The following is a 23,740-nucleotide window of genomic DNA, read 5'->3' as shown; positions in this document are numbered from 1 at the left end:
GTGAACCCTATAGGCCTAATGGAAACGCGCAAGCAAGGAAGTACGAGTATATGAAAGACGATCGCCGCAGCCCATTCCCTGATGCCTCAACCGACGCTCGCACAGCAGAGCACGTCCCTGATACGCCCCAAACGCGCGCACCAGCGTATCGGCTGGCCTATCATGACGAAGACTTTATGTGTCGCGATGAACTGCGTCCCGTCCGGCTTCAGCTAGAGTTGCTCAAGCCGCAACTGAATTTGGATGAGCACGGCATCAAAGAGACGATTGTCATGTTCGGTGGGGCCCGTATTCCCGAACCCGCCAAGAAAGATACCGCACGCACAAAAACATTGGCCGACTTGTCCGAGTTTTATGACGAAGCCCGTGAATTTGCACGTTTGATGACCCTGCGCAGCGATGGCCAAAGCAATGTCATCGTGACTGGTGGCGGCCCGGGCGTTATGGAAGCCGGAAATCGCGGGGCGGTGGATGCAGGTGGCGTATCGATCGGTTTGAACATTGTCTTGCCACATGAGCAAGCGCCGAACGAATATGTGACCCCCGATCTGTGTTTCAACTTCCATTATTTCGCCATTCGCAAGATGCACTTTTTGATGCGTGCCAAAGCGATTTGTGTTTTCCCCGGCGGCTTTGGGACGCTGGACGAGATGTTCGAGTCGCTGACGTTGATTCAAACCGGCCGTATGGAACGTGTTCCGTTCTTGCTGTTTGGGCGGGCGTTTTGGGAAAAGATTATCAATTGGGATGCCTTGGCTGATGCAGGCACGATTTCGGCGGATGACTTGGATTTGTTCCGGTTCGTGGAAACGGCGCAAGAAGCAATCGATGTCATCGATACATGGGGTGATAGTCGCGCGCGGGATGTTATTCCCGGCCGGTGATCATGCCATGCCCGGATAGGGCGCGCCAAAGCGGGTGGCAAGTATGGGATATGGTGCATCAAATTCGATGATCCACCCCATTTGGTCACCGCTTTCATCGTCAAACACCGCAAGTCCGGTTTTCCTGCGACGAAGGTGACATCCGTGCACTGCCAGACGGTATCTTAGGTCGGGCCAGCTTTCGGCTTGGGAAAATTGGGCGCGCAACGCATCGTGTTGGGTGCCTTTGGCATGTCGGCCAGAGGCCGTTGCGGTATGGTTTGTCGGGACAGACCCAAGTTCGCGCACCAGTATTGCGCGCAAGTAAGCACTGGTGTCTTGTTCACTGGCCGCAGCAGCAGCTTTTAGGGCATCCAAGATGTCCTGTTCAATCCGAAAGACGGCGGGAATCATGGTCATAAGCGCATCATGCTCTTTGCGAGTAAAGCGCGCGTTAAAACCCAAGGCCGGTCTTAGTGAAGAGTGTGCGGAAGTTTGCCCAACTCGGTGCCCTTGAGCAAAGAGGTCACAACCTGCTCGCCCGCGACGTCTTTGATTGCATAGCCGTATCCTGCCAGACGGAATTTCCACTCGCGTGTGCTCAACGCCATTGTCCGCTCGCGGGTGACAAGTTCCAGAACTGGTGCATCCAGATGGGTTTGTTCAATCATTGCCTGTGCCATAGTCGCATTCTCCTGCCTATTGTTGACAGAATAGAAACTGTATGGCGCAAGTGGCGGAATTGTACCGGAATTAAGGAAAGTTTAAGGCACCAACACTGCTAGTTTTTTGGGCTGTTTTTGAGCTCTTTGAAAACAAACATTGGTAGAAAAATGCCTGCGGCAAGTGCGCCGAGCCAGACCAAAAGCGTCGCCGCCAACAAGTTAGCAATGCCTCCGATGGTCAAGCCAGCCACCAACATATCCGTGACAAGCAAGCCCACGAAGGTGGTCACGAGCGCGACGCCGCCTTGCATGGCTGGAATCTTGTGGGCCGACAGTTTGGTTAACAACGGCGACGCAATGACCTCGATCACAGTGAAGACTGCGACAACAACAATGAAGGACAGCAGGTCGATGGAGAACCCTTCCAGCAACAGCATGGCCAACAACAGGCCGATGGCATTTCCAATGAGGTGGGCAGCGAGAGACAAAAGATGGCGGGTCACGGATCTGATCCTAGCTAGACAGGTGGCATTCTCCAAAGAATAGCCTGATCTATCAGAAATTTCACGCGGAAATTGTGTTGCGCCCGATCAGGTGTCTCCTAGGCCAGCCTCGGCTTGAATTTGCTTTCTCGACTTTCGGGCGCGTTCGGTTGCAGACTTGAGCTGACCACAGGCCGCCATGATATCTTCGCCGCGAGGTTTGCGCACTGGGCTTGCATATCCTGCTTGATACACGATCTCTGAAAATGCCCGAATGCGGTTATTTGATGAGCGTTCGTAAGGTGATCCGGGCCATTCGTTAAACGGGATCAGATTGATCTTGGCTGGAATGCCTCTGATCAATTCTACAAGCCGATGTGCGTCTGCATCGCTGTCGTTCACCCCTTTGAGCATCACGTATTCAAAGGTGATACGCTCTGAGTTCGAGACCTTGGGGTAAGCGCGCAGTGACGCCAAAAGCTCTTGGATATTCCAGCGTTTGTTGATCGGCACCAGCTGATCGCGCACGTCATCAGTTGTTGCGTGGAATGACACGGCCAATTGGCATCCGATTTCCTCGGCTGTACGCGCAATTTCAGGGACCACACCGGATGTCGAAAGTGTAATGCGACGCCGCGACAACTGAATACCCTCGGGGTCCATGGCGATTTTCATGGCGTCACGTACGTTCTCAAAGTTGTAGAGCGGCTCGCCCATGCCCATGAGCACGATATTTGACAACAATCTTGGGGCATCGGTATTGCGTGTGCCCGGGGTGGGCCATTCATCAAGATCATCGCGGGCAACCATGACTTGTCCGATGATTTCCCCTGCGGTTAGGTTGCGTACCAGCTTTTGGGTGCCAGTATGGCAGAACGAGCAGGTCAGCGTGCATCCGACCTGAGAGCTGATGCAGAGTGTGCCGCGATCTTCTTCGGGGATGTATACGACTTCGACTTCGTGCCCGCCTGCGATCCGCACCAGATATTTGCGTGTGCCGTCTTCGCTGACTTGCCGCGTGATGACTTCGGGGATGTCGACCGTGAATTTTTCCGCAAGATCAGCGCGATAGGCCTTGGCCAAATTGGTCATCTCGGAAAAGTCACGCACCCCCCATTGATACACCCATTGCCAAATCTGGTTGACGCGCATCTTGGCTTGTTTTTCTGTTGTACCGTGCTCGATCAGCACCTCGCGCAGCTTGTCGCGGCTCAAACCCACAAGGTTGATCTTGTCGCTGGCAGGAAGTTTGCGAGGGATGGTGTGTACATCCTGCGTGATTGGGGCGCTGGCGGTCATGGTGCAGATCTTTCGAGAGGAAATCAGGCGGGTGAGATACACCATTTGTGCCCAAAAGCAAACAACACAAGGGGAAGGGTGAGAAAACAGGGGCTCCCGCCCACCCTCAAGGCCTGGCGGCCTAGGTGTTGGTTGGACATGGCACCGCGCACGGGCGCGGTGCGTTTTTGTTAGGCGACGCGGTTGCCTTTGAGTGCCAGAGGCACCTCATAACCTTTAAGGCACCGTCGCGCGGTCTCGCCATAGCTGGCTAAATTTATGAGTTCCGGAAAGAGCCGCAAGAGTTCATCACGTGCTTCGTGGTCGAATTGGTCAATGGTAAGCTCTCCGGGGTGAAAGCTCTCGGTAAGCATGCCGTCGGACAGGATAATTTGGTGGGTGTCGAACAGAAGATGGAAGTACTCTGGGTTCGGGACATAGCTAACTTGGGTAATGCCCTTCCAGCCGACCAGATGCTTGGCGGGGATCAAAACTTCGCGCGCGGTGAAATACACCTCGTATGCGGCATCTTGCATCCAGATGCGGTGATTGGGTGATACGTACAGATCACGCGCAGGCATGTTTCGCCCCATAGCCCCACGAGGAATTTTGATAGGTGCGTTGAGGTCTTTCCAAGCGCCGCTGGCATCGACGCTGACGGAGCCAATCCAACGAATGGGCGCAAATCCACCATCGCGGACCATGACCATGTCGCCAGGACGCAAGTTTTCGACAGGCACCTCACCGCGTTTTGTGGAAATTTTCGTACCAGCCAAGAAGCATGGGATTGTGCCTTCGTTCAACCCACCCGTCGTCCAGTCGCCATTGTTATCAAGCTGAACGGACGCGTTTGTGTCGTTTCCGGTTGATCCGATTTGATCCGAGTCCAGTCCAGCGGCGGGACCCGTGGTCGGCGACACAACGTTGTCAAAGGATACAAAACTGATGACGATGCCATCTTGAACAAGGGCAATTGCGCCATCCTTGTGAACACCAGTGCCCAAGGAATATACGTCTTTTCCGGCAATGGTGTTTTCATAGCTTCCGATAGAGTTCGTCGACCGGACGCCACCATTGGGGTGGTACACCACGATACTGATGGTCGACACATCACTTCCGGCATCTATCGCGACTTCGATAAAGTCGTCCGACGCGCCACCGCGATACTTGATCTCTGTGAAATAGGGTATTGCCATGGCGTCGCCTCCACCAAGAAATTGCCAAAACGGTACTACCGTCCGGTTAACCCGGACGTTTCCCCCATGGCGGCGATGTGACGGTAAGAAACTCTGGCAGGAGTTGTTGTGCCCGCCAAAACGGACACCTTTTGACTATTTACAGCGCTTTTCGGCGTCTTCGACCGCGGCTGTGAAGCCGAGCAGTGAAAACGAGTCAGCTGTTTTTGTCCCGCGTGCGGAGTGCGCTGTCGCAGTCGCTTTTGTTCCGCGTTTCATTGCGGTCACGATCTTTGCGTCATCGGCTGGCGAAGCAGGCCACGCCCATTCACCCTCGGTAAATAATTCGAATGTTTGGCCATCCACGTTCAGGCTGACTGTTGATCCGCTGGCGAAAGGATATCCACCTGTAAAGCCAACTTGCCCCTTCACGCCCACTTCTGGGCGATAGAACACCATAAACAGAATATCGCTGCGACGGACGGCAACAACGCGACCCTCTTTTGTGTTAACGCTTTCTTTTGCGGTGCTGACAGCCCAGCATTCCTTGGGGGTGCTGGCTTGAAAAACACTCCAGTCGGTCATTGCCGCAACCTGATTGGTGCTCTTTTCTTGCGCCATTGCGCTACAAGCAATCAGTGACATCGTCACCGCAGCAATTGCGCTCACAAAACGTGATCCCATAATACAGCCTCCAAGCTGTGCTTTGCCTCAACGATCCACACCCACGGCTTTGTGCCTTTTTTCGGGATGGACATTTTCTTCTCGATACAAGCACACTAGCCTGAAAATGCCAGCAGGATAAAGACCTGTTGGCACAATTTTGCCCATTAATGATGAGACATCCATGACAAACCCCGTTGCATTGGTCGAAATTTGGCGCGGCCCATTTCTAGAGAGCCAGCATTACGGCCACGCGGTCGTGTGTGACGAAGCAGGTGAGATACTGCATGCGTGGGGTGATCCAGAGACTGTGGTGCTACCCCGAAGCTCCTCCAAGATGCTTCAGGCGTTGCCGTTGATTGAAAGTGGCGCGGCGGATCGTGCTGGCTTGACGGACGAGCAGCTTGCGCTGGCGTGCGCGTCGCACAATGGCGCCGACATTCATTCGATGCGGGTGAATGCATGGCTCAAGGAGTTGGGTAAAACGGATGAGGATTTCTGTTGCGGGCCTCAAGAACCCCGAGACATTCCGGCACGCGATGCATTGATCCGAGATGGTAAACCTGTGTGCAGGTATCACAACAATTGTTCTGGCAAGCATGCGGGTTTCTTGACCCTGACGGATCATTTGGGCGCTGGCCCGGATTATGTTGCGCTGGATCACCCTGTTCAAGCGGCGGTAAAGTCCGTTTTTGAGGAGATCACACAGCTGGACACACCCGGCTATGGTATCGACGGCTGCTCTGCACCGAACTTTGCCACCACAATGCACGGAATGGCACGGGCTATGGCCTTTTTTGCGGCCGCTAATTTGGATGGCGACCGACGCCAAAATGCGGCGGCGCGCTTGCGCAACGCGATGGCGACATATCCCGAATTGGTCGCAGGCGAGGGCCGTGCCTGTACTGATTTGATGCGCGCAATGGGACACAAGGTTGCTGTAAAGACAGGTGCCGAGGCATATTTTATTGCGATTGTGCCCGAGAAAAAGCTGGGTGTAGCGGTGAAAATTACAGATGGCGGCACGCGGGGCGCAGAATGCGCAATTGCTGCGATCCTTGCCAAGTTGGGTGTGCTTGATGCGGCCCATCCGCTGGCGGCCAAATACATTGATGCGCCTATTTGCAATTGGGATGGTTTGGTCACAGGGCGCATGCAGCCGACGGCCGCCCTGAGGTCCTAAGCATATCCAATATTGTGCTGAGCGGTCTCAGGCCGCGAAATCAGTGCGCGCATAGCCTTGCAAGAAGAGCAACGCGGTCAGGTCGCCAAAATTGATGCGGATATCGCATTCCGCCGCCACGGATGGTTTTGCGTGCAACGCTACGCCTGCACCGGCAAGCCCAAGCATACCTAGATCATTTGCACCGTCACCAACGGCCATCACATCTTCATGTCGCAGGCCCAGCCGCGCGGTGATGTCCTTGAGAGCGTCAACCTTGGCTTCTCGTCCCAAAATGGGGCGTCCAACCTCACCGCTGAGTTTGCCGTCGTCGACCAGCAACGTGTTGGCGCGATTTTCATCAAACCCAAGCTCTGCTGCGACCTTGGCTGTGAATGCCGTAAACCCGCCCGACACAAGCGCAGCATAGGCCCCGTCGGCTTTCATCGTGGTCAAAAGCGCTTTGCCGCCGGGCATCAATGTGATCCGCTCAGCGAGGACTTTGGTGATGACGTTTTCTTTAAGCCCTTTCAGCAAGCCCACGCGTTCAATCAACGCCCCCTCAAAGTCCAGCTCACCGTTCATTGCGCGCGCGGTGATGTCTTTGACGTGGGGGCCTACACCTGCTTCGTCGGCAAGCTCATCAATGCATTCCTGTTGAATCATCGTGCTGTCCATGTCGGCCAGCAGCATCTTTTTGCGTCGTCCTTCTGAAGGCTGAACGATCAAATCTACGCGCATGTTTTGCAGATCCGCCCAAACATCCCAGAGATTGTCGGGCATCGTGGCAAGGTCAAATTCCGCCGCCTCGTCTGGTGCCAACCACACGGCATCTCCGCCGCCCCATGCATTTCGGAGCGATTCTACGAGCGCTGGATCAAGCGTTGGGTCAGATGGTGCAGTGAGCAGGGTGGCTGTGAACATGTATGGTCTCCTTGATGCGCCTTGGCATAGCGCAACCGCAGAAACATGGCCAGATCACTCATCGTCGCCAAATTGTACGGCGCTTGGAGATCGTTGTTAGAGCAAGATCATGCACTACAAGTGATACAACTATCTGAAAACAATATTTAAAGTGTGATCTCCGTTCTCCTTGATCACTGTGTAGTTTAGCGAAACGCTCCGTCCAGGTTAGCAACTTTCTTGTTTCCGATCGGAGACATTTGCGTCGCTATTGGTCTGAGAATGGCCGCAAACCGTTCATTTTGTATCTTGCGTGCCGCGATGCAGCGCTCTAGATCGGTCAGTGGGACACCCTTCCCCAACGAAGGGCATTTATCTGTAAGGATAGCATTTATGGCTACTCAGCAACCGGCGACGCGTCCGGCCAACCCGCGTTTTTCTTCTGGCCCCTGTGCCAAACCCCCCTCATTTGATGTCACAAAACTCGCCGACGCCGCTCTTGGCCGCTCGCACCGTGCCGCCGTTGGCAAGGACAAGCTAAAGGCCGCGATTGAAGGCACACGCGAAGTTCTGGGCATCCCCGCAGACTATAAAATCGGCATCGTGCCTGCGTCCGATACTGGCGCGGTAGAGATGGCCTTGTGGTCAATGCTTGGCGCGCGCAAGGTAGAGATGCTGGCTTGGGAATCTTTCGGGTCGGGCTGGATCACAGATGTTGTGAAACAGCTTAAGATCGACGCCGAAGTGAAAACGGCCGATTATGGCGAAATCGTTGATCTGGCATCTGTTGATAAAGCCAACGATGTTGTGTTCACGTGGAACGGCACCACGGCGGGTGTGCGCGTTCCAAACGCCGACTGGATCGCTGATGACCGCGAAGGCCTGACCATTTGTGATGCAACGTCCGCTGCCTTTGCGATGGATCTGCCTTGGGACAAGCTGGATGTGACCACATTCTCTTGGCAAAAAGTTCTGGGTGGTGAAGCAGCTCATGGGATGATCATCCTGAGCCCGCGCGCTGTTGAGCGTCTGGAAAGCTACACACCTGCATGGCCACTGCCAAAAATTTTCCGCCTGACCAAAGGTGGCAAACTGATCGACGGCATCTTTACCGGTGCGACCATCAACACGCCGTCGATGCTGGCTGTTGAAGACTATTTGTTTGCGCTGGATTGGGCCCGTTCCGTGGGTGGCTTGCAAGGCTTGATCGCGCGCGCTGATGCGAACGCCCAAGCAGTGTTTGATTTCTGTGACGCGAACGATTGGATTGCCAATCTGGCCCAAGACGACGCGACACGCTCGAACACATCGGTGTGTCTCAAGTTTACCGATGACCGCATTCAAGACGGTGCGGCCTTTGCAAAAGCAGTGGCCAAGCGTCTGGAGAATGAAAATATCGCATTGGACATTGGTGCCTATCGCGATGCTCCGGCTGGTCTGCGTATCTGGTGTGGCGGGACCGTTGAAACCGCTGACATCAACGCGATGTTGCCTTGGCTGGCTTGGGCGTTCAACGCCGAGATTGCAGCGCAGTAATTTGTAGGCGGCGGGATTTATGCCCGCCCCACACCTTCCCTGATTATTCTTATTGCAAGGACCAAACTCATGGCTCCCAAAGTACTCGTATCCGACAAGCTGTCTGAAACCGCTGTTCAAATCTTTCGCGATCGTGGAATCGACGTCGATTTTCAGCCCGATCTGGGCAAAGACAAAGACAAACTGGCAGAAGTGATTGGCCAGTATGATGGTCTGGCGATCCGTTCGGCGACCAAAGTGACCGAGAAAATCCTTGAGAACGCGACCAATCTTAAGGTGATTGCACGCGCAGGTATCGGCACTGACAACATCGACAAAGAAGCCGCGTCGAAAAAAGGTGTGATCGTAATGAACACGCCGTTTGGCAACATGATCACCACTGCTGAGCACGCGATTGCGATGATGTTTGCTGTGGCGCGTCAAATCCCAGAAGCCAGCGCCTCAACACATGCCGGCAAATGGGAAAAGTCCAAATTTATGGGCGTTGAGCTGACCAACAAGACGCTTGGTGTGATTGGCGCAGGCAACATCGGTGGAATCGTATGTGACCGTGCGCGTGGCCTGAAAATGAAAGTTGCCGCCTATGACCCCTTCCTGTCGGAAGAGAAAGCCGACAAAATGGGTGTCGAAAAGGTCGAGCTAGACGAGCTGTTGGCGCGTGCAGATTTCATTACGTTGCACGTACCGTTTACCGATGCGACAGCCAATATTCTGAGCCGTGAAAACCTTGCCAAAACCAAAAAAGGTGTGCGGATTATCAACTGTGCGCGTGGTGGTCTGGTTGATGAGGAAGCTTTGGCAGATATGCTCAAATCCGGGCATGTGGCTGGCGCTGCGTTTGACGTGTTCAAAGAAGAGCCTGCAAAAGAAAACGCCTTGTTCAACCTGCCTAACGTTGTGTGCACGCCTCACCTTGGCGCGGCGACAACCGAAGCACAGGAAAACGTGGCGCTGCAAGTCGCAGAGCAGATGTCGAACTATCTGCTGACTGGTGCTGTCGAAAACGCTTTGAACATGCCGTCGGTCACTGCGGAAGAAGCCAAGGTTATGGGTCCGTGGATCAAATTGGCAGATTATCTGGGTGCATTTTCCGGTCAGATGACAGATGAGCCGATCAAGGCCATCAATATCCTTTATGATGGTGTCGTGTCTGACATGAACCTTGCTGCGCTGAACTGTGCTGTTGTGGCCGGCATCATGAAGAAATCAAACCCCGACGTGAATATGGTGTCCGCACCAGTTGTCGCGAAAGAGCGGGGCATGAAGATTTCGACCACCAATCAGGATAAATCGGGCGCTTTTGATGGCTACATCAAGGTGACCATCGTGACAGACAAACGCGAACGTTCGGTTGCGGGCACAGTGTTTAGCGATGGCAAACCGCGCTTTATCCAGATTAAGGGTATCAATGTTGACGCTGAAATCGGCGCCAATATGCTGTATACAACCAACGAAGACGTTCCGGGTATCATTGGTTTGCTTGGTCAAACAATGGGCGAAAACGGCGTCAACATCGCGAACTTTACACTTGGACGTGCTGACGTGGGCGGAGAAGCGATCGCGCTTTTGTATGTGGATGCACCGGTACCTGCGCCTATTCTCGACAAATTGTCGGCAACAGACATGTTTACACAGGTTAAGCCGCTGCAATTCGACGTTGCCTGATTCTGAACGCATCATGTTGCGACAAAGATTTCGCCGCCCTGTCCGGGGCGGCGTTTCTCGTTTATGACACAGAGACCATGCGCCAAACAGGAGAGCACGATGCAAGATCCGATTTATGCTATTGGGGATATCCATGGACAGCTTGGCATGCTGCAAGGCGCTCTTGCGCGAATAGAGCGCGACGGAGGCCCAGATGCCAAAATCGTCTTTTTGGGTGATCTGGTTGATCGTGGTCCCAACAGCGCGGGTGTGATTGATCTGTTGCAAAAGGGGCAAGCGTCCGGACGCAACTGGGTGGTGCTGCGCGGAAACCATGATCGCATGTATTCGTATTTTCTCGAGGATCTACCGCGTCCGGACCCTCAAATACTGATGGGTATGGATTGGTTCAGCGAGCGAATTGGCGGACGTGGTACATTGGCGTCGTATGGTATCCAGATGGATGAGACTTCTCGGTACTACCAAATCCATCCGGTGGCACGTGCGAAAATCCCCCAAGACCACATAGATTTCATGGCCAATTTACCAGCGTATCATCAGAGCGGGGATTTGCTGTTTGTACATGCTGGAATTCGCCCGAATGTCCCATTGGCAGAGCAAAGCGAAGAAGACATGTGTTGGATAAGAAATGCGTTTCTTGACCACAAAGGCCCCCATCCATGGTTGGTCGTTCATGGACACACACCCCAAAAGGCGCCTGTTCATATGGGCAATCGGGTGAACTTGGATTCCGGTGCCGGGTATGATCGGCCGATCACGGCAGCAGTGTTTGAAGGCGGTGATTGCTTTGTGCTCGAGGAATCAGGGCGTAGAGCGTTGGTGCCGTCCGAGTGAACTGGGCGGGCGCGTGTGGTTGAGGGGACTTCGTTCAAATCCTAATGACCAAGTAGGGACGCATTAAGGTTTTGATCACACCTTCAGCAAATGATGATGCCGTGGGGGCCCTAATCAATAAAGGGCCATGAAATGTATAATATTCACGTTCAGGACGCAGCGAGTAACCAGCAAACGTTCATTCTGCCAGAGATCGCAGGAACAAAACCTCTGGTTGGTGTGGCGCGGCTATTATCAGAGCTTAATCAATCGACCTTGTTTGGGTCGAACACATCTAAGTAAACCTGTATCTCATATGATCAGGCCAGAGTGGCATGGGGTTCTGGCCTGATGAATTACCTTCGCCAGTTCAACACCACTTTGCCAGAGCTTCCAGACTTCATGGCAGCAAAGCCTTGGGCAAAGTCATCAACGTCAAATTGATGGGTAATGACGCGGCTGACATCCAAACCATTCTGAAGCATTGCGATCATCTTATACCATGTTTCAAACATCTCGCGGCCGTATACCCCCTTAAGCGTGATGGCCTTGAACACAATGCGAGACCAATCCACCGGGGATTTTCCAGGAGGAATCCCCAAGAGGGCAATCTTTCCCCCCATCACGAGGGCCTCTACCATTTGATCCAATGCGGATTGATTGCCCGACATCTCAAGACCGACGTCAAAGCCCTGCTGAAGGCCGAGTTCAGAAATAACATCGTTCAAGTCCTCGTGTGTCACATCAACTGGGCGTACAGAAGGCACTACGTGTTCGGCAAGTGACAAACGGTCTGCATTTATATCTGTGATCACGACGTTTCTGGCACCGGCATGGCGTGCCACAGCTGCGGCCATGATGCCAATTGGGCCTGCCCCGGTGATCAGCACATCCTCACCTAACAAATCGAAACTCAAGGCGGTGTGGACAGCGTTTCCCAAGGGGTCAAGGATTGCTCCAATTTCGTCTGGGATATCGTCAGGTAACGGCACAACGTTAAAGGCCGGCAAGCGCAAGTATTCAGCAAACGCGCCCTGTTCATTGACGCCAATACCACGTGTGCCCGGATCAAGATGAAATTTTCCAGCTCTGCTTTGACGGCTATCCGTTTCAATCAAATGCCCTTCGCCAGAGCACCGTTGCCCAATCTGCAGCCCGCTGACTTGGCGGCCGACTTCAACAATTTCGCCCGCGAATTCATGCCCTGTGATCATGGGAACAGGGACTGTGGCGGCGGCCCAATCATCCCAATTCCAAATGTGGATGTCGGTCCCGCATATTCCGGTTTTACGAATGCGAATGAGAACATCTTCTGGACCGATCTCAGGGACAGGTGCGCGGGTCATCCATAGCCCTTCGGCGGGGTGTGATTTCTCGAGCGCCTTCATGGTATTTGGCTTGCTCATGTCAGGACCCCTAGGTCCTTGCCGACCTTGCCGAATGCCGTAAGGGCGCGGTCCAGCTCGTCCTGTGTCAGCCCGGCGCTCATTTGAGTGCGAATGCGCGCTTGACCACGGGGGACCACCGGAAAGAAGAACCCGCTCACATAGACGCCTTCATCAAACAGGCGGGTGGCCATATCTTGTGCCAGTTGCGCATCGCCCAGCATAACGGGAATGATGGGGTGTTCCCCAGGCAATAGATCAAACCCCAACGCCTCCAAGCCGCGACGCCAATACCGCGCATTCTCAAAGAGTCGCTGACGCAGCATGTTGCCGTGCTTGACGAGCTTGAGGGCCTCAAGGCCGGCAGCGACGATGGCTGGTGGCAAGGAGTTGGAAAACAAGTAAGGCCGGGCACGTTGGCGCAACAGGTCGATCACGGGCTGAGGGCCTGCAATATATCCACCGATAGCACCGCCCAGCGCCTTGCCAAGCGTACCAGTCAAGATATCTACGTCGACACCAAAATGATCTGGCGTGCCCGCGCCATTCGCGCCCATGAATCCTGTGGCATGACAATCGTCAACCATCACAAGGGCGTCATATTCTTTTGCCAGGCGCGTGATCTCGGGCAGGTTGGCAAGGTAACCATCCATACTAAAGACGCCGTCGGTGGCGATCATAATATGACGGGCACCTTCTTCGCGGGCGCGTTTCAGCCACGCTTCGAGATCGGCCATGTCGTTGTTCATATAGCGATATCTCTTGGCTTTCGACAATCGCACGCCATCAATGATGGAAGCATGGTTCAAACTGTCTGAGATAATCGCGTCTTCTGGCCCCAAAAGAGGCTCGAACAAGCCACCATTTGCGTCAAAGCAAGCCGCAAACAAGATGGCATCGTCTTTGTTCAGAAATGCGGCAAGTTCGGTTTCCAGTTCGCGGTGGATATCCTGAGTACCGCAAATGAAGCGCACACTGGCCATGCCGAATCCTTTTGGACCCATCGCGGACTGTGCCGCGCCGATCAGGTCGGGATGGTCCGCCAATCCGAGATAATTGTTCGCACAGAGATTGATAACCTCGCGCCCACCGACGGTGATTTCGCCGCGTTGAGGTGACGTGATCATGCGTTCACGTTTCATGAGGCCCTCGGATTCGATCTGATCCAGAGTTTCGGTGATGTGGGTCAAAAAGTCTTTGGACATACGTGCCTCCATGATTCTGGAAATACGTCTACCATAACGGATTGAAATCCAAAATAGGAGAATTCGATATTACGGAAAAATTCTCATATAACGGATTATTTCGGCGACGCTCTGACTTTGTGATGTGGGCCGAGGCAAGGTGATGCTGCCGGCGCTAGGCGTCTTGCACGACAAGAAAGACGCGCGCTGGGCCATCAACGGCACGGATAGAGTGTGATACATCCGCCGAATATCGCGCGGTATCACCGGCGCGTAACTGATCTGTGGCCTTGCCGGATTGTACCTGAACAGTGCCTTCGATCACGGTCAACTGCTCTTTGGCGCCCCGGGTATGCGGCGCGCTATCCAAAGTTCCGCTGTCTGAAAAAATGATATCGTAGACTTCGTGCTTTCCTGCCTCTTCTGGTGGGGACAGAATGCGAATACGGCAGCCTTGGCCGCGATTATCGATTGCGGGAACCTGATCGTCTCTGAGAGTCTCGATTTGATCGGATGCTATCCCGTCCTCTAGAAGGCCGGCAAAATCGACCTGTAGGGCGCGTGTCAAATTCCACAGAGTGGCAATTGTCGGGCTGCTCTCACCACGTTCAATTTGGCTTACCATCGACCTCGACACACCCGACAGCTTGGCCACAGCATCAAGTGACAAGGCCTGAGCACGGCGTGCTTCTTTCAGGCGTGCGGGAAGGCGTTCGAGTATTTGCGTATCTGTATTCATGGCCCCTTACCTGCTGTTCCGTCACGTCTATGTCAATGCACGTGACGTTATGCGCATATTTGCCGTCTTGTGACATTACGAAGGGACAGTAGGGTAATGCGACTTATTTTTCTTCGGAGGACTCATGACTGATATTGTAATTCTAGATGGTGCGCGCACGGCTATCGGCACATTTGGCGGCTCTTTGGCGGGAACTGCGCCAATTGACTTGGGGGCGGCTGCGGCCAAAGAAGCTCTGAAGCGGTCTGGCGTAGAAGGCGCTCAGATTGGCCAGGTTGTGTTTGGGCACGTGATCAACACCGAGCCACGCGACATGTATCTCTCACGCGTTGCGGCGATGAATGCGGGCATCCCAGATTCGGCACCGGCTATGAATGTGAACCGGCTTTGTGGGTCCGGCGCGCAGGCGATCGTTTCTGCGACGCAGGCTTTGATGCTTGGAGATGCCGACTTTGCGTTGGCAGGTGGTGCGGAAAACATGAGCCGATCCCCCTATATCATTCAGGGTCAGCGTTGGGGCACAAAAATGGGCGACGTCACAACACGTGACATGATGCTCGGTGCTCTGAATTGTCCGTTTGGTACAGGACATATGGGCGTCACAGCCGAAAACGTCGCAGACGAGCACGAAGTGACTCGCGCGCAAATGGATGCGTTTGCGTTGGTCAGCCAACAACGCGCGGCGGCTGCAATTGAGGCCGGGTACTTTAAGGATCAGATTGTTCCGGTCGAAGTGCGCAAGGGGCGTGATACCGTTGCCTTTGACACTGACGAGCACCCAACGCCGTCCACCGAAGAATCGTTGGCAAAACTGCGCGCTGTGTTCAAGAAAGACGGTCGCGTCACGGCTGGGAACGCATCGGGTATCAACGATGGCGCTGCCGCGATGGTTTTGGCGCGCGCAGATGCTGCTGAAAAAGCTGGCCTCAAGCCCAAAGCGCGTATCCTTGGGTACGCTTTGGCAGGTGTGCGCCCCGAAGTTATGGGGATTGGTCCGGTGCCAGCGGTTGAGAACTTGATGGCGAAAACAGGTCTGGCGATCACTGACTTTGACGTGATTGAATCCAACGAGGCATTCGCCGCACAGGCGCTTGCAGTGAACAAAGGTCTTGGGCTTGACCCAGCCAAAGTGAACCCGAATGGTGGCGCGATTGCATTGGGGCATCCCGTGGGTGCCACAGGTGCGCTGATCACCATCAAGGCGCTGTATGAACTGGAACGCACTGGCGGCTCAAAAGCATTGATCACGATGTGTATCGGTGGCGGACAGGGAATCGCGATTGCGATTGAACGCCTCTAAACAGATTAGGCCGGCGCGCTTAGCGGCGCGCCGGCATCAATATCGGGCGGGATGAAACACGAGTTGTCTGCCTAGTCGATCCAAATTTCGACACGGTCGGACCGACCAGCCGCATCAATAACCGTCAGAACTGATGCGCCTTTGTCGGTAAATGGCAGATTGATCGTTCTTTGACGAACATCGGTGGCTAACGGGTGTCCGTTGGCCAAAATTGTCAGGGGGAACTTGCCGTGTCTGACTTTGACCGCAAGGCCCGTCTCTACGCCCTCTAGTCGCGCACCATTTGGTGGAAACGACAATTCTAGGGAATTGGGCGGTGCTTGAAACACAGCATTGCGGCCTCGAAACCTTTGAAGCGGCAACGGCAATTGTGCCGTGCTCAGGATGAGGGTTTCTGGTGGTGGTGGCCCAAATGGCGCCAGTTTGGGCTTTAGCCGCTGAAACACATCGAACAACACCGGTGCCGCCAGATCGCCGCCAAACGCACCGGGCACCGGGGTGCCGTCAGGGCGCCCGATCCAAACCGCAGCAACATGAGACCCGTCGTATCCCACGGCCCAAGCATCGCGATGCCCATAGCTGGTGCCTGTTTTGAACGCCAAGCGCATGTTTGATGCCCCCGCTGGTGGTGCCATTTCGGACATAATATGGCCCACTTGCCACGCAGCTGCGCGACTTAAGATGCGTTCGCCCTCGGTCAAGGGATCTTCCTTGCGCCACCGAAGCTTGACGGCCTTACCACCCCGTGCTTGCATCGCATACAGCGTTGTGAGGTCTTGAAGGCTCAGGCCTATGCCTCCCAAGGCAATGGCTAGGCCTGCTTTTCCAGATGGCAGCACAGGATCGGCACCGGCCTTTTTCATGGCCGACATTAAGCGCGCAGGCCCGATTTGGTCTGTCAAAAGCACCACGGGTATATTCAAAGAGAGCCGCAAAGCGTCGGCGACTCGTAACTGCCCACGAAACTGCCCGTCAAAATTTTGCGGTGCATAGGTCCCAAATTTGACGGGCTTGTCATCAATCAACGTTTGCGGATGCACTAATCCTTGGTCAAACCCCATCGCATATATCAAGGGCTTTAGCGTGGATCCGGGGGATCGAATGGCTTGGGTCATGTCGACAAACCCGTTGCGATGCCCATCTGCGGAAAACCCTGCGGACCCGACAGACGCAAGAATTTCACCAGAGTTATGGTCGGCAACCAGTATTGCGATCGAAAGCCGTTCTTCCTTGCCGCGTAGGGCCTTGGCCGCCAGCCGTTCCAGAGATTTTTGCAGAGGCATGTCGATTGTCAAATCATGCCGTCGCGCGTCTCTGTTTCGGGTCGTTGCGCGGTCAGACAGGTGCGGCGCAAACGCGGGAAAAGGATGCCTTTGGTGCGGAACAGGCTCTGATTTTGCGGCATTCGCGGTGTCATCGAGCAGCGTGCCGGCCTGTGTCAGGCGGTCCAAAACCTGATTTCGCGCATCTCGTGCAGACAGAAAGTTCCGATCAGGGCGACGTGTTTCGGGGCTTTGGGGCAAGGCAATCAGAAAAGCAGATTGCGCGGGTGTGAGGCGTGTGGGTTCTTTCCCATACCAAGACAGTGTAGCTGCTCGGATGCCTTCAAGGTTCCCACCATAAGGCGCATGAGTCAGGTAAAGCGTGAGAATTTGATCTTTGTCGAGACGTTTTTCCAGAGCCAGAGCCACACGAATTTGACGGAGCTTACCACGCCACCGCCCGGTGCCGCTGTCTTCGAGAAGACGCGCGACTTGCATGGTCAACGTCGAGCCACCAGAGACCACCTTGCCATAGGCGAGGGCCTGCCCGGTCGCCCTGAGCATTGCCAGAGGGTCCACACCTGAATGCGCAAAGAAGCGTTTGTCTTCAAAGGCGACTAACATTTCCAGATATTTTGGGTCTACGTTCTGAGGTGCTGCCCCCAAGCGCCACAAGCCATTGTCGACGGTGTACACGCGCAATAGCGCCCCATTTCGATCGCGAACCTCTGTCGAGGTTGCGTTCAGAAGTGGTGGGAGATCGGTGGTGTTCACCCATGTCTCAAAAGAATCACGTGCGAATGCCGCCGCCCAAAAAACAGCAACCAGTCCGAAAAGAATGTGCCTGCGCATCAGTCCTGCACGAGAATGCGCGCACCAGCCGTATTGGCGCGGTATTGTGGTCGATACATATCTTCAACGGATGCGGCAGGGTGATGAAAGCTGCCTGGGGATACGGCCCGCACGACATATGCCAATTGGAATGGTTTGTCCGAATGCCAGTCGACTGCGGAAAGGAACCGATCCGACCGGAATTCAGAGTGCGTTGCTTCTGTCAGTTCCAGCCAGTCGAATTCGCGGATATCGCCAGAGCTAAGCAGGTTCGGATTGTCGATCTCGAGACCCGCAGGAAGGGGGTCGTTCACCATCAATCTGGCGCCACCTTTTTGAAACGGGTCAATTTGGAGCACCGCAACCATGCGATCACCGACGTGTAACGCATCGGGCGAAATTGGGGTTCCTTGCATCGTGTAGTATGTGCGCGTGATCTCGTACCCGTATCCGCCGCGTTCCAGTGGATAGTCAGGAACACCAACCGACATAAGCGTCAGCTCGGTTGAAGTCGCGCTCGTGTTTTGGATCAACACAGGGTTTACGTTAACGTCATCTGCCAAGGCGCGCACAAGAGGGCCGTCGACGGCGATACCATCGATGGTGATTGTTGCGTCTTGTGTATCATCGATTAAGGCATGTGCCGCCATCAGAGACCAAGCGGATTCCTGTGTGGATAAGGCGTGCTGTCCGCGGCCCAACCGTGCTGCCAGCGTGGTGCGATCAATGCTTTGGGTGCCTGCCTCGACGGCGAGCGTCAATACTGCTGCGGTATCGCGCAGGTCTGTCCCATAATCCACGCGCCAAAGCGTGTCTGTGGTGCCCTGATGGCGTTGTTCGAGCAAGGACGCAGCCCTTCTGAACAGCCTATCGGAGCGGGTTTGGTCGCCATAAAATGCCAGTGCTGCCCCCAACTGAGCCGCAGCCAAAGGCGTAGCGAAATGATCCGCTTTGACATCGGCATAATACCGCAAATCGCCCATGGCTGCTGCGCCTTCGCGGGCCAAGATCATGAGGGCATAGGCGATGTCTTCGCCGCCATTGTCAAAATCAGGTGCATAGTTCACGCGGTTGCGCAGGTTATCCATAGATATGCGGAATGCGAGATCAGGCACAAAATATCCTTTGGCGCGGGCCCTCGATAAGAAATCACTGACATAGGCATCCAACCAAAAGTCACCGGACTCTGCGCGCCACAAACCAAATGCACCATTGCTGGCTTGGCGTGCTAACACACCTGAAATGGCCTGATCTATGCGCGTCTTCACTTGATCTCGATCGCCCAAACCAAGCGAGGACGTGATGGTATCGAAGTAGAGCAGGGGCATCGCACCAGAGGTGATCTGTTCTGTGCAGCCATACGGGTAGCGATCCAATGCCTGAAGCAATCCGGGTGCGTCGAACTGGGCCAGTGCACCAGATGAAATGACAGCAGATCCAGTGCCTGACCTGAGGTCTGCAAATAGGTTTTGATCAAGCGTGAATGTGTCACCCGCCGCCAAGGTGATGCGTTGGGTTGTGCTTGTTTCGGGATCGTTGCTGCGGACGGGCAAATTTAACGTTTTCACCAACAATTTTCCGTCAGGCGTGGTCAGCGCGATGCGCAAACTGTGGTCACCCACGTCTGCGGCAGAAATCGGCAGGCTCAAGCGCGCCGTATCTTTGTCGCCCAAAGTGATGCCTGACGGCACTGATGCCAAATCCAATGTCAGACCGGTGGCGGTGACATCCAGCCCCATGCGCCCAGACGGTCCTTCAGCGTGAACGATCTCGAGCAAGAGCCGACTTGTATCACCTGGCGCCAGAAATCTGGGGACGCTTGCTGTGACAACCACCGGATTGCGCACCACGACCTCTTGTTCCGCTTGTCCAACGGCTGTTGGGCTCCATGCGACGGCCATAAGACGCACGGTGCCATTGAAATCCGGCAAATCAAACTGAACCTGCGCCGTCCCATTGGGGCCGACTGTAATTGGACCCTCGAAATAGGCCACAAGGTCTTCGGTCGGGGGAGGAGATTGAAAACGTGCCGAGTTGCCCGCGTCGCCGCCGGATCGCAATCGTCCCATGTTTCCGTTCGTGCCATCAATCAAACGCCCATAAATATCGCGGATTTCCATCCCAAGGCGGCGCTGACCGAAATAGTGATTGGACGGGTCCGGGCTTGAAAAGCCTGTGAGGTTGAGAATACCCACATCAACCGCTGCCAATGTGACATGGGCCGTTTCCCCAGCGCTGATGCCATCCACTGCAATGTTTACATCCAACACCCCGTTTGGCGCGATCTTGTCTGGCGCATCGATGCGCACGGCAAGCTGCTTTGATCCCGGATCAACTGTGGCATAGCTCAACCCCAAAGCCCTTGCGGGGTTGTGCCCCGATGGTGTGTCGGCGGGTCTGATTATGGATGCGGTGACATAGGCTCCGGCGCCCCATTCATCTGTCACATCCAAGTCAATCAGGTTCTCGCCTTCCTGAACGGATACGGCCTGCATTGAAATCAACCGATTGGACATCACAGACACCAAAGCGGTGCCAGAAAAACGAGGCACAAGCCGCAGCTGTGCGGTGTCACCACTGCGATAATCCGGCTTGTCCAAAGACAGCTCAAGCGTGTCAGGGGTGTCGGTGGCGTCCGCCGGAGCGTACCAACCCGCATAAAACTCGGTAGAGGACGCGACATAGTCTCCGTCTATGCGTTCGACCACCAGTTCATAGCGCCCCCAATCGACGGGGCCGCCGACTGTGATTGGATCACGCCCAAGTTTGGCAAGGCCAGTGGTGATGCTCGTGCGTGTTGTGGTGGGCTCCCATTCCCAATTTCCATAGAGATTATACCACTGATAACTTGTGTTCACCCGATTCAATGTCCAGCGCACGTCCATGGGATGAGGCGAGAGATCTTTGCCAAGGCCGATGATTTCAAACGCGACGTCTGACCCCTCGGTCACGATGTCTTGGAACAATGGCTTGATGCCAATCAGGGGTCCCGTGGGTAAAACCGGATGAGACATGTGTCGCTCAACGGGCCGTCCCGACCCTTCTAGGACTCGGGCTGTGATGTCAGCTTGCAGCGGTCTTCCCGAGTTGTCGACAGCAGGAATGATGAGGCTAATTTGTGTGGAACCATCCGCATCAGTTTGGTCGCCGCCAAAATATTCAGTTTGCGCGCTAAAGGTCTCATCATACCGCCCGAAGCGGTATCCTGAAAAACCGTCTATTTCAGAGCGCGCACGGAGTGTGAGCTGACCTTCGACAGTCAGCCCAGCGCCGGGTGCACCGAATAAATACCGCGCGGTCACGGACATTTCGGGTTCGTTTTCGGCATCTAACGGACCATCAGGAACCGACATGTCAAAGTCGATGCGTTCGGGCAAAAAGTCCTCGACAAGGAACTTGGCGGTGGCAAGCGCGGCGGCGTCCAAATCTGACTTGAGCGAAAGTGTCCATGCGCCTCGGGGCACCGAAACACCCAACGGCAAAGAAAACACATGCCCGCCGTCCACGTCTTGCGTGGAGGAATGACGGCTGTATTCAACGCCATCCGGACGGGTCAAAATTGCTGTTACCGGAAGGCCGCCAAGGGCTTGGGCGACCTCTCCGCGTGTCAGAGCAGTGACATTCACGGTCTCGCCCGCGCGATATGCGCCGCGATCGGTGGTTAGAAACACATCAATTGGCGGAGCGGGGGGGCGCCCCTCGACACCCCGATCCGAAAGATCAAACGCCGGATCAGTCAAGGATAGGAAGGTGAAATCTTGATCTTGTTCTAATGTGATCAACGCGGGGGCACTGGCGTTGGTGCCGCGGGTCAGGCCGGCGTCAAAGCGTGCGTAGCCTTGAACATCGGTTGTGGCATGCCCAAGCACGCGGTTGGCGCGCGAGATCAAAGTGACTTTGGTCCCTTCTTGCGCCGAGGCATCTGCCAAGCCCCGCACAAACACATGAAGCCCGTCTGTGCCAGACAGTGTGGTAACGCCCAGATCGGACAAAACAAACCATTGGGTGGCACTGGTTTCATCGTATTTATCAGCACCAGGTAAATCAGCTGTCAGTGCATACACGCCTGTGGGTAAATCCGCGATAATGTCTCCCAGAGGTAGTCTTGTGGTCATGTCGGCGTTCAGCGTGTTTTGAACATCCCCTTGTCCGGTCCAAATGGTTTCTGCGATTTCGGCGCTAAATGTTTCGAGCTGCCAGTGGGACAGAGGTTGTCCGAAATAACTGTCTTGAATGGCACGCAATAGGTTTCGGTCGCTGACACGTTGTAGCCGCATATCGACCTGATCCAGATTCACAGTTTGGATGGGCAAACCCGCATCTGCCGTTTTTGGCAGGACATAGGCGCGGCCGGGGAAGCTGATTGCGGGGCTACGATCCCGCACATACAGCGTCAGTTCAGTGTCTTTTATCAGAGTTTCGCCACTGGCGGCTGGCAGCCCCTTACGAAACGTGACGCTGTAGCGTCCGCCGTGTTCCACCCCCTCAATGCAGATTTCGCGGTCTTGGGCGACCACAGCAAACCGCTGATCTGGCAGTTTTAGAAATGTGGCGTAATCCACACCTGCTTTGACCAAGGGTTCGTTGAATTCGGCGCAAATGCGCGGTGTTGCGGAATCGCTGTCTACGCGGTGTTCAGAGATACGAAACCCGTATTTGGCAATCGCGCGATCTAGCGCAGCAATCACATCGCTGCGGGGTTGAATAGATTCGGCCAGTCGCAGGGCGTTTAACGAAGCGCGGCCGCGATCGTTGATCTGAAGCATGTCGGACATCAGCATCAACGCGGACACCTGCGCGCCTGCATTCGGAGCCCTCAAATACCCATTCACTGATGCCAGCAATGCACGTTCGCGATAGAGACGCTTGTCAGAGGTGTTATCCTGCAAAAGACTCTGGCTGAGCCGGCCGTATTCGACCCAAAGATCGCTTTGGTCTGCTTTGGCGACGGCACCACCAGTCCAGCGCATGGCATTCAGAGTGTCTTCTTTGGAGCGACTGTTGTTTGCCGCGTCGATCATCGCTTGCACGGTCCATGGCCCGGCCGAATGCACACGCCCGATTTTTTCAGCTTGAGCGCGCGCATTGTCCAATTCATAGGAGCGCAGGAAATCCAGATCGTTGGCGCGTGTCGTAGCAAGGTCGCGTGTTTTTGAAGAGGTCACAAAAATTTCTGCAGAGACCGCCCCATCGTAGGGCTGGCGATCTGAAATATCGCTTTTGGGGAAACACGAGTTAGAGCGCGAATTAAAGGTAAATGCTTTGCATTTTGTGTCCGCCAGACAGGCCTTTTGACAGGCACTATAGGATGTATCGAACAGATTTTGTAAATCCGAGCCATAGAAATCAACGTCTCGGCTGACAACGGCGCGCCGCTCCGGAATAAACTCTTGTTGTGCAATCCCTGACTGCGCGACGAACAATCCGGCCAAAATCATGAATATCCAACGCATAAGACTCTCCTGCAAACAATGTCGACATGGTGCATCGCAGGGTGTGGCTTGGCAATGTTTTCTATTTTCCCAAGCAGTTTAAGCAGATGTTCACTGGTTGGGTTGATCCTTTGGCGTCAAGACGATGGCGAGAAAGAGATGACATGACGCTTGCGCATAAATTGGCCGAGGAACGTAGGGCGCGATTGGCGGCTGAACGGCTGTTAGAGCTGAAGCAGGCCGAGCTGTTTGCTGCGAACCGGAAATTGGGGCGGCATGCGAAAAAGCTGTCGCACGAGATTGTCGAGACCCGAGCAGAGGTTGCCACTGTGCGGGATGAATGAAGTGGTCCTGCTTTTTAGGACAGGTTTGCGGCTTGGCTAAGATGCATCTGGTTTATGT

Annotated in this window: 20 protein-coding genes; 8 read left to right on the top strand and 12 right to left on the bottom strand. The window is 54.7% G+C overall.

The window, feature by feature from the left end:
• Nucleotides 1-50 precede the first annotated feature (50 nt).
• Nucleotides 51-884 (top strand): LOG family protein, encoded by an 834-nt coding sequence (locus tag FAP39_RS13775; RefSeq protein ID WP_138016978.1) that lies wholly within the window; start codon nt 51-53, stop codon nt 882-884.
• Here FAP39_RS13775 and FAP39_RS13770 read toward each other — a convergent pair whose 3' ends face one another.
• The 6 genes from FAP39_RS13770 to FAP39_RS13745 form a co-directional block, all read right to left on the bottom strand.
• Complete coding sequence (locus FAP39_RS13770) at nt 885-1,283, bottom strand: hypothetical protein (RefSeq protein ID WP_138016977.1); 399 nt, start codon at nt 1,281-1,283, stop codon at nt 885-887.
• A gap of 53 nt (nt 1,284-1,336) precedes the next feature.
• A complete protein-coding gene (locus FAP39_RS13765) occupies nt 1,337-1,546 on the bottom strand; it encodes a hypothetical protein (protein ID WP_171006863.1) in 210 nt (69 codons plus the stop codon).
• A 98-nt stretch (nt 1,547-1,644) separates the two neighbouring features.
• Nucleotides 1,645-2,031 carry a phage holin family protein gene (locus FAP39_RS13760; RefSeq protein WP_138016976.1) on the bottom strand — a complete coding sequence of 129 codons (387 nt, stop codon included), beginning with the start codon at nt 2,029-2,031 and terminating at the stop codon, nt 1,645-1,647.
• Nucleotides 2,032-2,118: 87 nt separating this feature from the next.
• Nucleotides 2,119-3,309, bottom strand: coding sequence for a dual-specificity RNA methyltransferase RlmN (gene rlmN / locus FAP39_RS13755; RefSeq protein WP_138016975.1), 1,191 nt, complete (start codon nt 3,307-3,309; stop codon nt 2,119-2,121).
• A gap of 170 nt (nt 3,310-3,479) precedes the next feature.
• Nucleotides 3,480-4,484, bottom strand: a complete 1,005-nt coding sequence (locus FAP39_RS13750; RefSeq protein WP_138016974.1) for a Hint domain-containing protein — start codon at nt 4,482-4,484, stop codon at nt 3,480-3,482.
• Between the two features lie 135 nt (nt 4,485-4,619).
• Nucleotides 4,620-5,147, bottom strand: a complete 528-nt coding sequence (locus tag FAP39_RS13745; RefSeq protein WP_138016973.1) for an invasion associated locus B family protein — start codon at nt 5,145-5,147, stop codon at nt 4,620-4,622.
• Between the two features lie 163 nt (nt 5,148-5,310).
• Here FAP39_RS13745 and FAP39_RS13740 point away from each other — a divergent pair, with 163 nt between their 5' ends.
• Entirely contained in the window at nt 5,311-6,309 is a 999-nt protein-coding gene (locus FAP39_RS13740) for an asparaginase (protein WP_138016972.1), read from the top strand.
• A gap of 27 nt (nt 6,310-6,336) precedes the next feature.
• Here the strand turns inward: FAP39_RS13740 and serB are convergent, their stop codons facing one another.
• A complete protein-coding gene (gene serB / locus FAP39_RS13735; protein WP_138016971.1) occupies nt 6,337-7,212 on the bottom strand; it encodes a phosphoserine phosphatase SerB in 876 nt (291 codons plus the stop codon).
• A gap of 372 nt (nt 7,213-7,584) precedes the next feature.
• Here serB and FAP39_RS13730 point away from each other — a divergent pair, with 372 nt between their 5' ends.
• The 4 genes from FAP39_RS13730 (at nt 7,585) to FAP39_RS17570 (ending at nt 11,508) form a co-directional block, all read left to right on the top strand.
• Nucleotides 7,585-8,727: a phosphoserine transaminase gene (locus FAP39_RS13730; protein ID WP_138016970.1), complete on the top strand. Its 1,143-nt coding sequence runs from the start codon at nt 7,585-7,587 to the stop codon at nt 8,725-8,727.
• A 69-nt stretch (nt 8,728-8,796) separates the two neighbouring features.
• The gene (gene serA, locus FAP39_RS13725) at nt 8,797-10,392 is read left to right on the top strand and encodes a phosphoglycerate dehydrogenase (RefSeq protein WP_138016969.1); all 1,596 of its coding nucleotides are present in this window, start codon (nt 8,797-8,799) and stop codon (nt 10,390-10,392) included.
• Nucleotides 10,393-10,491: 99 nt separating this feature from the next.
• On the top strand, nt 10,492-11,226 hold the full coding sequence (locus FAP39_RS13720) for a metallophosphoesterase family protein (RefSeq protein ID WP_138016968.1): 735 nt from the start codon (nt 10,492-10,494) through the stop codon (nt 11,224-11,226).
• 132 nt (nt 11,227-11,358) lie between these two features.
• The gene (locus FAP39_RS17570) at nt 11,359-11,508 is read left to right on the top strand and encodes a hypothetical protein (protein WP_171006862.1); all 150 of its coding nucleotides are present in this window, start codon (nt 11,359-11,361) and stop codon (nt 11,506-11,508) included.
• 53 nt (nt 11,509-11,561) lie between these two features.
• Here the strand turns inward: FAP39_RS17570 and tdh are convergent, their stop codons facing one another.
• The 3 genes from tdh to FAP39_RS13705 form a co-directional block, all read right to left on the bottom strand.
• Nucleotides 11,562-12,593 (bottom strand): L-threonine 3-dehydrogenase, encoded by a 1,032-nt coding sequence (tdh, locus tag FAP39_RS13715; protein WP_138017002.1) that lies wholly within the window; start codon nt 12,591-12,593, stop codon nt 11,562-11,564.
• A gap of 14 nt (nt 12,594-12,607) precedes the next feature.
• Nucleotides 12,608-13,795, bottom strand: a complete 1,188-nt coding sequence (locus FAP39_RS13710) for a glycine C-acetyltransferase (RefSeq protein ID WP_138016967.1) — start codon at nt 13,793-13,795, stop codon at nt 12,608-12,610.
• A gap of 154 nt (nt 13,796-13,949) precedes the next feature.
• On the bottom strand, nt 13,950-14,513 hold the full coding sequence (locus FAP39_RS13705) for a helix-turn-helix domain-containing protein (RefSeq protein WP_138016966.1): 564 nt from the start codon (nt 14,511-14,513) through the stop codon (nt 13,950-13,952).
• Nucleotides 14,514-14,637: 124 nt separating this feature from the next.
• Between FAP39_RS13705 and FAP39_RS13700 the strand changes: the two genes are divergently transcribed.
• Nucleotides 14,638-15,813: an acetyl-CoA C-acyltransferase family protein gene (locus FAP39_RS13700; RefSeq protein ID WP_138016965.1), complete on the top strand. Its 1,176-nt coding sequence runs from the start codon at nt 14,638-14,640 to the stop codon at nt 15,811-15,813.
• A gap of 71 nt (nt 15,814-15,884) precedes the next feature.
• On the opposite strand, the gene pbpC is transcribed toward FAP39_RS13700, so the two are convergent.
• Nucleotides 15,885-17,849, bottom strand: a complete 1,965-nt coding sequence (gene pbpC / locus FAP39_RS13695) for a penicillin-binding protein 1C (RefSeq protein WP_342777191.1) — start codon at nt 17,847-17,849, stop codon at nt 15,885-15,887.
• A 77-nt stretch (nt 17,850-17,926) separates the two neighbouring features.
• Entirely contained in the window at nt 17,927-23,359 is a 5,433-nt protein-coding gene (locus FAP39_RS13690; protein ID WP_138016963.1) for an alpha-2-macroglobulin family protein, read from the bottom strand.
• Between the two features lie 143 nt (nt 23,360-23,502).
• Between FAP39_RS13690 and FAP39_RS13685 the strand changes: the two genes are divergently transcribed.
• A complete protein-coding gene (locus tag FAP39_RS13685; protein WP_138016962.1) occupies nt 23,503-23,682 on the top strand; it encodes a hypothetical protein in 180 nt (59 codons plus the stop codon).
• Nucleotides 23,683-23,740 lie beyond the last annotated feature (58 nt).

The sequence above is a fragment of the Shimia litoralis genome (genome assembly GCF_005518135.1).
In the GTDB taxonomy this organism is placed as follows: domain Bacteria; phylum Pseudomonadota; class Alphaproteobacteria; order Rhodobacterales; family Rhodobacteraceae; genus Shimia_E; species Shimia_E litoralis.
This window is presented reverse-complemented; position numbering and strand designations above follow the sequence as displayed.

Excerpts from the sequence above, each read along its gene's own strand:
- FAP39_RS13775 (WP_138016978.1), top strand. The coding sequence starts at position 51 with ATGAAAGACGATCGCCGCAGCCCATTCCCTGATGCCTCAACCGACGCT.
- FAP39_RS13770 (WP_138016977.1), bottom strand. The coding sequence starts at position 1,283 with ATGACCATGATTCCCGCCGTCTTTCGGATTGAACAGGACATCTTGGAT.
- FAP39_RS13765 (WP_171006863.1), bottom strand. The coding sequence starts at position 1,546 with ATGGCACAGGCAATGATTGAACAAACCCATCTGGATGCACCAGTTCTG.
- rlmN (WP_138016975.1), bottom strand. The coding sequence starts at position 3,309 with ATGACCGCCAGCGCCCCAATCACGCAGGATGTACACACCATCCCTCGC.
- FAP39_RS13750 (WP_138016974.1), bottom strand. The coding sequence starts at position 4,484 with ATGGCAATACCCTATTTCACAGAGATCAAGTATCGCGGTGGCGCGTCG.
- FAP39_RS13745 (WP_138016973.1), bottom strand. The coding sequence starts at position 5,147 with ATGGGATCACGTTTTGTGAGCGCAATTGCTGCGGTGACGATGTCACTG.
- FAP39_RS13740 (WP_138016972.1), top strand. The coding sequence starts at position 5,311 with ATGACAAACCCCGTTGCATTGGTCGAAATTTGGCGCGGCCCATTTCTA.
- serB (WP_138016971.1), bottom strand. The coding sequence starts at position 7,212 with ATGTTCACAGCCACCCTGCTCACTGCACCATCTGACCCAACGCTTGAT.
- FAP39_RS13730 (WP_138016970.1), top strand. The coding sequence starts at position 7,585 with ATGGCTACTCAGCAACCGGCGACGCGTCCGGCCAACCCGCGTTTTTCT.
- serA (WP_138016969.1), top strand. The coding sequence starts at position 8,797 with ATGGCTCCCAAAGTACTCGTATCCGACAAGCTGTCTGAAACCGCTGTT.
- FAP39_RS13720 (WP_138016968.1), top strand. The coding sequence starts at position 10,492 with ATGCAAGATCCGATTTATGCTATTGGGGATATCCATGGACAGCTTGGC.
- FAP39_RS17570 (WP_171006862.1), top strand. The coding sequence starts at position 11,359 with ATGTATAATATTCACGTTCAGGACGCAGCGAGTAACCAGCAAACGTTC.
- tdh (WP_138017002.1), bottom strand. The coding sequence starts at position 12,593 with ATGAAGGCGCTCGAGAAATCACACCCCGCCGAAGGGCTATGGATGACC.
- FAP39_RS13710 (WP_138016967.1), bottom strand. The coding sequence starts at position 13,795 with ATGTCCAAAGACTTTTTGACCCACATCACCGAAACTCTGGATCAGATC.
- FAP39_RS13705 (WP_138016966.1), bottom strand. The coding sequence starts at position 14,513 with ATGAATACAGATACGCAAATACTCGAACGCCTTCCCGCACGCCTGAAA.
- FAP39_RS13700 (WP_138016965.1), top strand. The coding sequence starts at position 14,638 with ATGACTGATATTGTAATTCTAGATGGTGCGCGCACGGCTATCGGCACA.
- FAP39_RS13690 (WP_138016963.1), bottom strand. The coding sequence starts at position 23,359 with ATGCGTTGGATATTCATGATTTTGGCCGGATTGTTCGTCGCGCAGTCA.
- FAP39_RS13685 (WP_138016962.1), top strand. The coding sequence starts at position 23,503 with ATGACGCTTGCGCATAAATTGGCCGAGGAACGTAGGGCGCGATTGGCG.